Genomic DNA, 12,752 nt, shown 5'->3' with positions numbered 1-12,752 from the left:
GGGAATGGCAATGGCTGACGTGACCGTTTACGGGGCCGGGATTTTCGGCCTCTCCGTCGCCTGGTCCTGCCTGTCGCGCGGGGCATCGGTGCGGGTGATCGACCCGTACGGCCCGGGGGGCGGGGCCAGCGGCGGGCTGGTCGGTGCGCTGGCGCCGCATGTGCCGGAAAACTGGAACGACAAGAAGCAGTTCCAGTTCGAAAGCCTGATTGCGGCCGAAGGGTTCTGGCGCGGGGTCGAAGCGGCGGGCGGTAAGCGCGCCGGTTATGCAAGGCTGGGCCGGTTGCAGCCGGTGGTCGACGACAAGGCGCTGGAACTGGCGCGGTCGCGCCGCACGGGCGCGGCGGAGCTGTGGCAGGGCAAGGCCGTCTGGGAGGTGATCGAGGCGGCGGAGGCCGGCGACTGGGCGCCGCTGAGCCCGACCGGCTGGCTGATCCGCGACACGCTGAGCGCACGGATGCATCCGCGCATGGCCTGCGCCGCCCTGGTTGCGGCGATCGAGGCCAGGGGCGGCGAGATCGTGGCGGAAGGCCCGGCGCAGGGTCGTGTGGTCTGGGCCACCGGAGTAGCCGGGCTGGAGGAGATCAACCGCGAGGTCACCCGGACCTTCGGCAACGGGATCAAGGGGCAGGGCGCGTCGTTGCGGATCGGGTTCGACCCACGCGATTGCCCGCAGCTTTTTGCCGACGCGGTGCACGTGGTGCCCCATGCCGATGGCACCGTCGCCATCGGGTCGACCAGCGAACGCGATTACGACGATCCCAAATCGGTGGACGGCCAGCTGGACGCGGTGCTGGAACGCGCCTTCGCCGCCGTCCCCGCATTGGCCGGGGCCGAGGTGATCGAGCGTTGGGCCGGTGTCCGCCCGCGCACGCGCAGCCGCGCCCCGGTGCTGGGTGCGCATCCGACGAAACCGGGCCAGTATATCGCCAATGGCGGCTTCAAGATCGGTTTCGGCATGGCGCCGAAAGTGGGGCAGGTGATGGCCGATCTGCTGCTTGAGGGGATCGACCGGATCCCGGACGGGTTCCGGGCCGAAGCGAGTTTGTAGGCCGCTGCGCCGAAATGGCGCGGGCGGGCTAGGCGGCCTCGGCCTGCATGCATTGGCGGCCGTCGGGGCCGCGCACCCACATCCGGCCGTCCGATTTCCAGCACAGCGTGGCGGTTTCAAAATGCATCAGCGGTGACGTGGCGCGGAAGCTGAAGCGTTTGAGCGTTCCCAACTGCCGTTCAGCCATCAGCATCAACAGCTGCGCCAGAAGCGGCCCGTGGGTGACCAGCCCGCCGTAGCCTTCGACATCGCGGGCGTAATCCAGATCGTAGTGAATCCGGTGGCCATTGAAGGTCAGCGCCGAATAGCGGAACAGTAGGGTCGAGGTGAAACTGGCCTCTTCGGCGTGGTCTTCGTCGGTGGCAGCGGCGGGGGCTTGCGGTTTCGGCGCATCCGGCGCGGGATCTTCGCGATAGACCAAGTCCTGATATTCGGTGAGGCAAAGCCTGCCCTGTTGGTGGATGTCGTGCTTCAGGGTGACGAAACCCAAGGGGCCGCTGCGGCCGTCCTTGTGGCTGACCTCGGCCACCGTTGTGTGTTTTTCCGCAAGGGTCCCGGCCAAGAGCGGTGCGTGGAATTCCAGCCGCCCGCCGGCCCACATCCGGCGTGGCAGGCCCAGGTCGGGGATCAGGCCGATACCGGTTTTCGGATGCCCGTCGCGCCCCAGACACGGCGCCGGTTCCGGCTGCCAGAAATAGATCTGGTGGAAAAACGGCGGCAGCTTGCTGCCTTCGACGATATTGGCAGGCAGGCCCAGAGTGGTCTGAAGCGCGGCACCGCGCGCCGGATCCATCACGTCTTTTTGGCGGGTTTCTTCTTGCAGAATGTCAGGCATGGCGGAAAGGTAAGAGCGGGTTCTTCAAGGAGCAATGGAAAATGACACCCGAACTTGTCGCGCTCGATCACCTGGTTCTGACCGTTGCCGAGCTTGCCGAGACCGTGAGTTTCTACAGCGAGGTGCTGGGAATGCGGGCCGAACGGTTCGAGGCGGCCGATAACAGCAGCCGCTGGGCGCTGTATTTCGGGACCCAGAAAATCAACCTGCATCAGGCCGGCGCAGAATTCCTGCCCAAGGCGCGGCATGCGACGCCGGGGTCGGCGGACCTGTGTTTTCTGAGCGAGGTGCCGGTTTCCGTGTGGATGGATCATTTGGCGGAACAGGGCGTGCCGGTCGAAGACGGCCCGGTGCCGCGCAGCGGCGCGGAAGGGCCGATCCTGTCGATCTATCTGCGCGATCCAGACGGCAACCTGATCGAGATTTCCAACCCGGTTTGAGTCAGGAGATTTCAGCCCGCAGCCGCTCCATCAATTCGCCGAGCGTCTTGAGGTAGCGTTCGTTTTCCAGCGTACCGGTTTCGAATTCCTTCGCGGCATTGGCGATCATGACGCCGGGACCGGCCAGAACCCGCGCCCGCAGCGGCACCAGGCAGGACCGCAGCATGTACTGCCCGGTCTCGCCGCCGCTCCTCCCGGCATTGGCCGACATCACCGCGACCGGTTTGTCCTTCAGCACGCTCCGCTTGTCGCGGCTGATCCAGTCGAGCGCGTTTTTCAGAACCCCGGTGATCGCCTTGTTGTACTCCGGCGACGCGATGATCACGGCATCGGCCGCCACGATCTGATCGGCCAGCCGGATCACCGGTGCGGGCAATCCGTCGCGGTCTTCCAGATCGCCATCGTAAAGCGGCAGGTTGAGGTCGGCTTCGATCCGGTCGGCGGGGCCGAACAGATTTACGGCCTCGCTCAGAAGCTTGCGGTTAAAACTGCCCGCGCGCAGCGAGCCCGAAATCGTCAGAAGCGTTGTCATGACGGCCCCTTTTTGCATCAATCATCGCGCGGCAATCTAAGGCGTGGGGCGCGCAAGTACAGGCGGCGGTCGCAAGCCGCCTGTGCATTTTCGCAGAGACCCGGATCAGTTGGGCAGGATCACGATGTCCACGCGCCGGTTCCGCGCCCGGCCTTCCGGGGTCAGGTTGGTGGCGACCGGTTGGTCTTCGCCGCGCCCGATCGTCTGAATCCGGTTGGCCGACACGCCCGCCCCGATCAGGATCGAGGATACGGCGGCCGCGCGCCGCTGGCTGAGATCGAAGTTGTATTCGGCCGACCCGGTATTGTCGGTATGGCCCAGAACCTGAACGGTGCTGTTGGGGTAGCGGCGCAGGCTCGTGGCCACGGTGCGCAGGTCGTCCCGCAGGACCGGCTGCACATAGGTGCTGTCGATTTCGAACAGGATGTCCTGCGGCATCGACACGATCAGCCGGTCACCGGTATTGGTGATCGCAACCCGGTTGTCGAGGCTGCCGCGCAGTTCGGCTTCCTGTTTGTCGAGGTCACTGCCGATGGCTGCGCCGGTCACGCCGCCCAGAATGCCGCCGATGACGGCGCCCTTGCCCTTGTCCTTGCTGATCGCGGCGCCGGTGATCGCGCCCAGGACCGTGCCGAGAGCGGCACCTTCCTTGGTGCGTTGATACGGATCGGTGCCGTTCATCATGGCGGGATCGGTACAAGCGGTGGTGGTCAACAGCGATGCGCCTGCCAGGAACAGGGCAAATTTGGATGCTCGGGTCATAGTCTTCGTGCCTCTCGTAATGTCTCCGCCAGCGCGGGTCACGCGCAATATAGACCTTTGTTTGAGCGACGAAATACATCTCTGCGTGAAGATCGGCGGCAATCCGCGTATGAAGCAGGGGGCTTGTCAGCCCTGCCGGGCTGCATCGCCTTCGGCGCGGGCGGATTCATAGGCCAGAAGCGCGCGTTTCACCGGCAATCCCCAGTGATAGCCCCCCAATGCGCCGGATTTGCGCAACGCCCGGTGGCACGGGATCAGCCAACTGACCGGGTTGCGCCCGACCGCCGTGCCCACGGCGCGCACCGCCTTGGGCTTGTCGATCGACTGGGCGATTTCGGAATAGGTGGTGACATGGCCCGAGGGCACGTGAAGCAACGCCTCCCAGACCTTGATCTGGAACGGCGCGCCGATCATGTGCAGAGCGGTTTCGCCCTTCTGTGTGAAGGCCGCGTCGACCAGCGGTTTCAGCGCCACCGGATCTTCGATGTAATTGGCTTTGGGCCAGCGCCCGACCATGTCCTGCAGCGCAGCTTCGGTACCGGTTTCGGCGGCAAAGCCGAGACCGCAAAGCCCCTTTGACGTGCCCATTACCAGCGCCAGGTCGAACGGGCTGTCGAACCAGCCCCAGAATATGTCCAGGCCTTCGCCGGCGCGGGCATATTCACCCGGGCTCATCGCTTCCCACCGGACGAAAAGATCGTGCAGCCGGCCATTGCCGGACAGTCCGACCCGATGGCTGACCTCGAGCGTCGTCATGTTGTCCCTGAGCAGCGCCTTGGCGTGATCGAGCGTCAGATATTGCTGATAGCGTTTCGGCGACACGCCGACCCATTGCGAAAACAAGCGCTGGAAATGCGCCGGGCTCATTCCCATCTGCGCCGCCAGATCGTTCAGGCCCATCCCCGGCCCGGCGGCATCGATCAGCTCGATGGCGCGGCGCATGACATGGTAGTGATAGCCGGTTTCGGGGGGCTGGTGCAGCATTACGGGTCCTTTCCTCGGTCACAGCTTACCGCATCGAAACAGCCGCCAGCGACCCGAAACTTGCGCTTTCGTCCGCTGGCAACGGACCGGGTACGGGCCGGGCCTGATGATTGGCCAGACCGACAGCGGCGTTCCTGTTATCAGTCATGTTGGTGGTGGGGGGGGCGTTTTCGGCAAACCTCGTTGCCTCTTTCCCCGATCAGGGCCTGACCGGGGCCAGTTTCGTGCAGGGCAGCGATGAAACACCTGCGGTATGGGAGGCGCTGCGCGTTGCCGCGTCCCATTGAAATGCCGGGGCGACCCGGCTAGGGGAAGGGAACGCAAACAATCCCGACCGGACATGGCCAAGCAACTCGACTATCACACCATCCGCGAAATCTTCACCCGCTTCCAGGACTCCGAACCGGAACCGAAGGGCGAACTGGACCATGTCAACGCCTACACGCTGCTGGTGGCGGTGGCGCTGTCGGCGCAGGCCACCGACAAGGGCGTCAACAAGGCCACCGCCGAATTGTTCAAGATCGCCGACACGCCGCAAAAGATGCTGGACCTGGGCGAAGAGGGGCTGGTCGAACATATCAAGACCATCGGGCTCTACCGCAACAAGGCCAAGAACGTCATGAAGATGGCGCGTATCCTGGTTGACGAATATGACGGCGAGGTGCCCTGTTCGCGCGCCGCGCTGCAAAGCCTGCCGGGCGTCGGGCGCAAGACCGCCAACGTGGTGCTGAACATGTGGTGGCGTTATCCGGCGCAGGCGGTGGACACCCACATCTTCCGCTTCGGCAATCGCTCCGGCGTCTGCCCGGGCAAGGATGTCGTCGCCGTCGAACGCGCCATCGAAGACAACATTCCGGTCGATTTCCAACTGCACGCGCATCACTGGATGATCCTGCACGGCCGCTATACCTGCGTCGCGCGCAAGCCAAAATGCAATGCCTGCCTGATCCGCGACCTTTGCCAATACGAGGATAAAACCCCATGAAAAAATACCAGGTTGTCGGCATCGGCAACGCCGTCGTTGATGTCATCAGCCAAAGCGATGACAGCTTCCTTGACCTGATGGGCATCCAGAAGGGCATCATGCAGCTGGTCGAACGCGAACGCGGCGAACTGCTTTACGGGTCGATGACCAATCGCACCCAAGCGCCGGGCGGATCGGTCGCCAACACGCTGGCGGGTCTGGGCAATCTGGGGCTCGGCACCGGTTTCATCGGGCGGGTGCACGACGATGCACTGGGCCGGTTCTATGCCGATGAAATGGTCAAGGGCGGCACCGATTTCGTGAACCAGCCGGTGGCGGGGGGCGAATTGCCGACCTCGCGCTCGATGATCTTCGTGTCGCCGGATGGCGAACGCTCGATGAATACCTATCTGGGGATCTCCTCGGAACTGGGCCCGGACGACGTGTCCGACGACGTGGCGGGCGCGGCGGAAATCCTGTTCCTCGAAGGCTATCTCTATGACAAGCCGAAGGGGAAGGAAGCTTTTGAGCGCGCCGCCAAACTGTGCCGCGCGTCGGGCGGCAAGGCCGGTATCGCGCTGTCCGATCCGTTCTGCGTCGACCGCCACCGCGACGATTTCCGCCGCCTCGTGAAGGAACTCGATTACGTGATCGGCAACGAACACGAATGGGAATCGCTCTATCAGACCGACCTCAGCTCCGCGCTGGAACAGGCCGCCGCCGATGCCGGCATGGTGGTCTGCACCCGCTCCGGGCATGACGTCGTGCTGGTGCGCGGAGCCGAAGAAGCGGTGGTGCCGGTGACCGAAATCGTTCCGGTCGACGCCACCGGCGCCGGTGACCAGTTCGCCGCCGGTTTCCTTTATGGCTATGCCACCGGTGCGCCGCTCGAGGTCGCGGGCCGCATGGGCTGTGTCGCCGCGGCCGAGGTGATCAGCCATGTCGGCGCCCGTCCCGAAGCGAACCTGAAACAGCTGTTCCGCAAGGAAGGCCTGATCGACTGACCCTTTGGGGACTGTTGAGACCGGTAAAAAAACAGCCGAACCGCCCCACCGCTCAGCCGTTCGGCGCAGCACCGATGCTTACTGAACTGGTGGGGCGGCTTTCCCTTGGGCGGTCATCGGCTCCCCAGCCTGTACCGCAGCGACAAGGAAGCCCGATTCTGGTTAAGAAAGCCTTGCCGCTTTTTCTTGGCGGAAATACCCCGGGGTGAATTGGCCAAAGGCCAAGAGGGGCAGCGCCCCTTTCCCCGCCCGCCGCAGGCGGCGGCATCGCAAGAGGGCCTGTCTCAGTCGCCCAGCTTGGCATGCACTTCGTCGAGGTCAATCTCTCCGATCGGCATCTTGTTGCCCGGGTTTTCGAAATCGTATTTGAACAGCTCGAAATCGCGTTTGTAGATTTCATAGACCAGGTGCATCGACAGGTCGTCGAAATAGTCTTCGATCGGATGGGCGCGCTTGGGGCCGTGGCCTTCGGATTCGTTGAACCGCGGGATCGCGGCCAGGTCGACCGGATGGGGCGTTTCGATATGGTCCAGCACCTCCTGCATGCCCTCGTTGAACTTCTCGGTGAAGAAGATCTTGTCGTAGGTGCCGCCGTTGACGATGAAGGTCGAAATATGCCCGGACATGGCCGACCAGTGGATGTCCGGGTCCATCGGCTTGCGCCAGCGGATGGTGTCGCGGGCGAACAGCAGGAAGCGGCGGAAGCTCCTGATCTGGTCGAAGTCTTCCTTGCCGTCCTCGCCGCCGACCTCGATGCCGTATTTCTGGATCAGCATCGGCACCAGGTTACCGCGATAGCGACGGCCGTTGCGCTGGATGCCGCAGATCTTGTCGAAGAAGCTCGACAGGATGCGGCCATAGGGATTGCGCACGCAGGTGAAGGCATAGGAACGGTGGTTCTGCACGTTGCGGCTGATCAGCGGCTGGCTGTCCTCGAAGGCCCATTTGTGCATGCCCTCCTTGGCGTCATGGATGTCGCCGTCGAAGAATTTGCCGTGGTCCGAATAATACATGATCTGACCGATGGTCGAACACGCGCATTTGGGAACGACGCGGTACACGACGCTTTCGCTTTCGGTCATCCATGTGCCGGGAAATCCCATGAACCCATGCCTCCTGTTGCGTCCCCTGCGGCCGGGAACTTTGCTTTTGTTTACAAAAACCAAAGAAACCCGGTTTATTCAATCTTCGATCGGCCGTATCTATGTAAACAATCTTTTAAAGCAGGGGCGATCGTTTCCGTAGATGGCAAGAATTGCGTTCATCCTTCTGTGCCACAAGGACCCGGAGGCCATCATCGCCCAAGCCGAACGCCTCACCGCGGCGGGCGATTACATGTCGATTCATTTCGACGCCCGCGCCAATCCGGAACATTTCAACCAGATCAGCGAAGCACTGCGGGACAATCCCAACGTGACCTTCGCCCGCAAGCGGATCAAGTGCGGCTGGGGCGAATGGTCCCTGGTGCAGGCGACGCTGAACGCGATCGAAGTGGCGCTCGACGCCTTCCCGAGGGCGACCCATTTCTACCTGCTGTCGGGCGATTGCATGGCGATCAAATCGGCCCAGTATTCGCATGCTTTCCTGGACGACAGAGATCGCGATTTCATCGAGAGCTTCGATTTCTTCGAAAGTGACTGGATCAAGACCGGGATGAAGGAAGGCCGGCTGATCTATCGCCACTTCTTCAACGAACGGACCCAGCCCAAGCGCTATTACTGGGCGCTCAACCTGCAGAAGAGGTTGGGGCTGGAACGGGACATCCCGCATGACCTGCAGGTCCAGATCGGCAGCCAGTGGTGGTGCCTGCGCCGCCGCACCGTCGAATGGATCATGGATTTCACCAGGCAGCGCAAGGACGTGATGCGGTTCTTCCGAACCACCTGGATTCCGGATGAAACCTTTTTCCAGACGCTGGTGCGCCACATGGTGCCGGAAGAGGAAATCGATCCTCGCACGCTGACCTTCCTGATGTTTTCCGATTACGGCATGCCGGTGACCTTCTACAACGATCACTATGACCTGCTGGTCAGTCAGGATTTTCTGTTCGCCCGCAAGATCAGCCCCGAGGCGCGCGAGCTGAAGGCGCGGCTGGGCGCGCTCTATGCCACCGAAGGGGTCGAGTTCAAGATCTCCAACGAAGGCCGCAGCCTGTACAAGTTCCTCACCGGCCGGGGCCGCATCGGGCGGCGTTTCGGCATGCGGTTCTGGGAAACCGAAAGCTCGCTGGGGCGCGAGCGCGAATTGCTGATCGTGGTGTGCAAGAAATGGCACGTGGCCAAGCGCCTGCTGGAACAGATCCGCAAGGCGACCAATATCCCGGCGATCGAATACCTGTTCAACGAGGAATCGACGCCGCTGCCCGATCTGGGCGGGATCCAGAAAACCATTGCCAAACGCCACCGTCACCGCCGCGCGCTGATGCGAATGCTGTTCGATTATTTCGCCACAGACCGGCTGATCATCTGCCTCGATCCCGGCGCGCTGGACCTGTTGCAGGATTTTTGTGGCGACCGTTCGACAACCCGGTTGCTTGAAATCGACGTGGAGTTCACCGACGAGTTCCTGACAGGCCACGCGATGCGGATCGGGTTGGCCGGCGAACAGACGCCGCCGGAAACGCTGGAGCGGCTGCTGCCCACCATCCGTCATGACATGGCCTTCGAAAGCGACCGCATCCGCGACGCGAATTTCGCCAACCATCACCGCATCCGCGAAGCCGGCAGGATGGAAGAAAATGCCGGCGAGGTGGCACAGTTCCTTGCCATTTCCGAAGACAAGGCGCAAGAAATCGTCGACATCGACTACTTGTTTGCAGACTGAGAGGACCGATGACCTACGCCTATGACGACCAGAACATCTTTGCCAAGATCCTGCGCGGCGAAATCCCCAACAAGACGGTGCTGGAAACCGAGCATTCGCTGGCCTTTCATGACATCCAGCCGCAGGCGCCGGTGCATGTTCTGGTGATCCCGAAGGGACCCTACGTTTGCTATGACCATTTCGCGCTGGAAGCTTCCGATGCGGAAATCGTCGATTTCACCCGCACCGTAGGCGAGGTCTGCAAGCTGGCCGGGGTGCAGGCGGGCGAAAACGGCGACGGGTTCCGGTTGATTTCAAATTCCGGCGAGAACGGCGTGCAGGAAGTGCCGCATCTGCACGTGCACGTGCTGGGCGGGCGCTGGCTGGGCCGGATGTTGCAAAAGGCCGGATGAGGATGGATTGGGGGCCAGCCCCCAAACCCCCGGGATATTTGTGAAAAGAAGAACGGGTTTCTTCCTGGCTGAAATACGCCTGCGCGGCAGGCGGCCTGGGCGAAATTGGCGCTGGCGAATTCGTGAGGTATGAAGGGCGCGGTCTGGGCCGCGCCCCCTTTAATGCGCCTCGGCCCAGTTGGCGCCGCGTCCGGCATCGACGGTCAGCGGCACCGACAGCTGAACCACGGGCGCGGCGGCGCTTTCCATCACCTCGCGGGCCTGTGCGATCACGTCGTCGGCGCGGTCTTCGTCCACCTCGAACAGCAGTTCGTCATGCACCTGCAGCAGCATCTTGGCGGGCAGGCCGGCGATGGCGTCGGGCATCCGGATCATCGCGCGGCGGATCACGTCGGCCGCGGTGCCCTGGATCGGGGCGTTGATCGCCGCGCGTTGGGCAAATCCGGCGCGCGGCCCCTTGGCGGTGATTTCCGGCGTGTGGATCTTGCGGCCGAACAGGGTCTGGACGTAGCCGTGTTCCTTGGCGAAGCCCTTTGTGTCGTCCATGTAGGTGCGAATGCCGGGGAAGCGTTCGAAATAGCGGGTGATGAAATCCTGCGCCTCGGCCCGCGGAATGCGCAGGTTGCGCGCCAGCCCGAAGGCGGAAATGCCGTAGATGACGCCGAAATTGATCGCCTTGGCGCGGCGGCGGATTTCCGGCGTCATTTCATCCAGCGGCACGTCGAACATTTCGCTGGCGGTCATCGCGTGGATATCGAGCCCGTCCTTGAACGCCTGCTTCAGCGCGTCGATCCCCGCGATTTCGGCGAGGATGCGCAGCTCGATCTGGCTGTAGTCGAGCGACAGCAGTACCTTGCCCTCTTCCGCCACGAAGGCTTCGCGGATGCGGCGGCCTTCCTCGGACCTGACCGGGATGTTCTGCAGGTTCGGATCGGTCGAGGCCAGCCGGCCCGTGTTGGCCCCGCTTTGCAGGTAGGAGGTGTGAACGCGTCCCGTTTCGGGATGGATGTGATCCTGCAGCGCATCCGTGTAGGTCGATTTCAATTTCTGCAGCTGGCGGTAATCCAGAACGCGGGCGGCGAAATCGTGTTCGGTGGCGAGGTCTTCCAGCACGTCGGCCGGGGTCGACCATTGCCCGGTCTTGGTTTTCTTGCCGCCTTCGAGCCCCATTTCCTCGAACAGGATCGCGCCCACTTGTGCGGGGGACTGGACATTGAATTCGTGGCCCGCGAGTTCGTAAAGTTCGGCTTCGAACCCGGCCATTTTCTGGGCGAAGGCGTTGGACATGCGCGACAGGGTATCGCGGTCGACTTTGATCCCGTGCATTTCCATCCGCGCCAGCACCGGCACCAGCGGGCGTTCCAGCGTTTCATAGACGGTGGTCACCCGGGTCTGGTGCAGTTGCGGCTTGAACAGCTGCCACAGGCGCAGGGTGATATCGGCGTCTTCAGCGGCGTATTTCACCGCGTCGTCCACCGGCACCCGGTCGAAGGTGATCTGCGATTTGCCCGAACCCAGCAGCGATTTGATCGGGATCGGTGTGTGGCCAAGGTAGCGTTCCGACAGCGTGTCCATGCCGTGCCCGTGCAGTCCGGCATTCATCGCGTAGGACATCAGCATCGTGTCGTCGATCGGCGCCACGTTGACGCCGTAGCGGGCGAAGATCTTGGCGTCGTATTTCATGTTCTGGCCGATCTTCAGGATGCTGTCATCCTCCAAGACGGGCTTCAGCAGGTCGAGCGCCTCGTCCAGCGCGATCTGCCCTTCGGCCAGGTTGTCGGAACCGAACAGGTCATCCGCCCCGTCCTTGTGCGTCAGCGGGATGTAACAGGCCTTGCCCGGTTCGATGCACAGCGAAATGCCGACCAGATCGGCGCGCATTTCATCCAGCCCCGTCGTTTCGGTATCCACCGCCACGTAGCCGCGTTCGCGCGCCAGACCGACCCAGGATGCCAGAGCGGTGATATCACGCACGCATTCGTAATCCTCGGGATTGAAGGGCAGGTCGTCCGGCTTGTCCGCCTCGCCCGGTTCGGCGCCGCGCGGGTCGGTGTCCTTGATCGCGGGCGGTTCGACGCCCAGCTGATCCGCGATCCGCTTGGTCAGGGTGCGGAATTCCATTTCCGCCAGGAAATGCATCAGCTTCTCGGGGTCGGGATCGCGCGCTTCCAGATCGTCAAGCGTGAAGTCGAGATCCATGTGGCAATCGAGCTGCACCAGCGTCTTCGACAACTCGATCTGGTCGCGCTTTTCGATCAGGGTCTGGCGCCGCTTGGGCTGCTTGATTTCTTCGGCGCGGTCCAGAAGTTCCTCCAGCGATCCGTATTCGTTGATCAGCAACGCGGCGGTCTTCACACCGATGCCGGGCGCGCCGGGCACGTTGTCGACGCTGTCGCCGGCCAGTGCCTGCACGTCGACCACCCGGTCCGGGCCGACGCCGAATTTTTCCATCACGCCCTCGCGGTCGATCCGCTTGTTCTTCATCGGGTCGAGCATTTCGACCCCGTCGCCGACCAGCTGCATCAGGTCCTTGTCGGAACTGACGATGGTGACGCGCCCACCGGCGTCTCGTGCCTGATGCGCCAGCGTGGCGATGATGTCGTCGGCCTCGAACCCTTCGATTTCCTCGCAGGCGATGTTGAAGGCGCGGGTGGCTTCGCGGGTCAGCGGAAACTGCGGCACCAGGTCTTCGGGCGCGGGCGGGCGGTTGGCCTTGTACTGGTCATAAAGTTCGTTGCGGAAGCTCTTGCCGGAATGATCGAAGATCACCGCCACGTGGGTTGCCGCATCGGACCCGTTGTTGCCGTCGATATAGCGCTGCAGCATGTTGCAGAACCCGGCCACCGCCCCGATCGGCAGCCCGTCGGATTTCCGCGTCAACGGCGGCAGCGCGTGATAGGCGCGGAAGATGAAGGCCGATCCGTCGATCAGGTGCAGGTGGCAGCCCTTGCCAAACGTCATGCTT

The 12,752-nt window shown here is 63.0% G+C and carries 13 protein-coding genes; 7 read left to right on the top strand and 6 right to left on the bottom strand.

What is annotated here, in order from left to right; genetic code table 11:
* Positions 1 to 10: 10 nt before the first annotated feature.
* Entirely contained in the window at positions 11 to 1,051 is a 1,041-nt protein-coding gene (locus tag IT775_RS03380) for an NAD(P)/FAD-dependent oxidoreductase (RefSeq protein WP_212699669.1), read from the top strand.
* Between the two features lie 28 nt (positions 1,052 to 1,079).
* Here the strand turns inward: IT775_RS03380 and IT775_RS03375 are convergent, their stop codons facing one another.
* Entirely contained in the window at positions 1,080 to 1,886 is an 807-nt protein-coding gene (locus IT775_RS03375; protein WP_212699668.1) for an HTD2 family dehydratase, read from the bottom strand.
* A 41-nt stretch (positions 1,887 to 1,927) separates the two neighbouring features.
* On the opposite strand from IT775_RS03375, the gene IT775_RS03370 reads away from it, so the two are divergent.
* Entirely contained in the window at positions 1,928 to 2,326 is a 399-nt protein-coding gene (locus IT775_RS03370; protein ID WP_212699667.1) for a VOC family protein, read from the top strand.
* Position 2,327: 1 nt separating this feature from the next.
* Here IT775_RS03370 and IT775_RS03365 read toward each other — a convergent pair whose 3' ends face one another.
* From IT775_RS03365 to IT775_RS03355, 3 genes are all read right to left on the bottom strand, one after another.
* Entirely contained in the window at positions 2,328 to 2,858 is a 531-nt protein-coding gene (locus tag IT775_RS03365; RefSeq protein ID WP_212699666.1) for an NADPH-dependent FMN reductase, read from the bottom strand.
* Between the two features lie 105 nt (positions 2,859 to 2,963).
* A complete protein-coding gene (locus IT775_RS03360; RefSeq protein ID WP_212699665.1) occupies positions 2,964 to 3,620 on the bottom strand; it encodes a YiaD family glycine zipper/OmpA-like lipoprotein in 657 nt (218 codons plus the stop codon).
* Positions 3,621 to 3,746: 126 nt separating this feature from the next.
* Positions 3,747 to 4,604, bottom strand: a complete 858-nt coding sequence (locus IT775_RS03355) for a methylated-DNA--[protein]-cysteine S-methyltransferase (protein WP_212699664.1) — start codon at positions 4,602 to 4,604, stop codon at positions 3,747 to 3,749.
* 146 nt (positions 4,605 to 4,750) lie between these two features.
* Between IT775_RS03355 and IT775_RS03350 the strand changes: the two genes are divergently transcribed.
* The 3 genes from IT775_RS03350 to IT775_RS03340 are packed head-to-tail and all read left to right on the top strand — an operon-like array spanning position 4,751 to position 6,572.
* Positions 4,751 to 4,891: a hypothetical protein gene (locus tag IT775_RS03350; RefSeq protein WP_212699663.1), complete on the top strand. Its 141-nt coding sequence runs from the start codon at positions 4,751 to 4,753 to the stop codon at positions 4,889 to 4,891.
* Between the two features lie 53 nt (positions 4,892 to 4,944).
* Positions 4,945 to 5,589, top strand: coding sequence for an endonuclease III (gene nth / locus IT775_RS03345; protein ID WP_212699662.1), 645 nt, complete (start codon positions 4,945 to 4,947; stop codon positions 5,587 to 5,589).
* A complete protein-coding gene (locus tag IT775_RS03340) occupies positions 5,586 to 6,572 on the top strand; it encodes an adenosine kinase (protein WP_212699661.1) in 987 nt (328 codons plus the stop codon). Before nth ends, IT775_RS03340 begins: the two co-directional genes overlap by 4 nt.
* 284 nt (positions 6,573 to 6,856) lie before the next feature.
* Here the strand turns inward: IT775_RS03340 and IT775_RS03335 are convergent, their stop codons facing one another.
* On the bottom strand, positions 6,857 to 7,675 hold the full coding sequence (locus IT775_RS03335; protein WP_212699660.1) for a sulfotransferase family protein: 819 nt from the start codon (positions 7,673 to 7,675) through the stop codon (positions 6,857 to 6,859).
* 142 nt (positions 7,676 to 7,817) lie between these two features.
* Here IT775_RS03335 and IT775_RS03330 point away from each other — a divergent pair, with 142 nt between their 5' ends.
* On the top strand, positions 7,818 to 9,395 hold the full coding sequence (locus IT775_RS03330; RefSeq protein ID WP_212699659.1) for a DUF5928 domain-containing protein: 1,578 nt from the start codon (positions 7,818 to 7,820) through the stop codon (positions 9,393 to 9,395).
* A gap of 8 nt (positions 9,396 to 9,403) precedes the next feature.
* Positions 9,404 to 9,787, top strand: a complete 384-nt coding sequence (locus tag IT775_RS03325; RefSeq protein WP_212699658.1) for a histidine triad nucleotide-binding protein — start codon at positions 9,404 to 9,406, stop codon at positions 9,785 to 9,787.
* A gap of 159 nt (positions 9,788 to 9,946) precedes the next feature.
* Here IT775_RS03325 and polA read toward each other — a convergent pair whose 3' ends face one another.
* Positions 9,947 to 12,748: a DNA polymerase I gene (polA, locus tag IT775_RS03320; protein WP_212699657.1), complete on the bottom strand. Its 2,802-nt coding sequence runs from the start codon at positions 12,746 to 12,748 to the stop codon at positions 9,947 to 9,949.
* Positions 12,749 to 12,752: the final 4 nt, after the last annotated feature.

Source organism: Thalassovita aquimarina (assembly GCF_018219815.1).
GTDB classification, from domain to species: domain Bacteria; phylum Pseudomonadota; class Alphaproteobacteria; order Rhodobacterales; family Rhodobacteraceae; genus Thalassobius; species Thalassobius aquimarinus.
The sequence above is the reverse complement of the archived record's forward strand: the minus strand, read 5'-3'. Positions and strand labels throughout refer to the sequence as shown.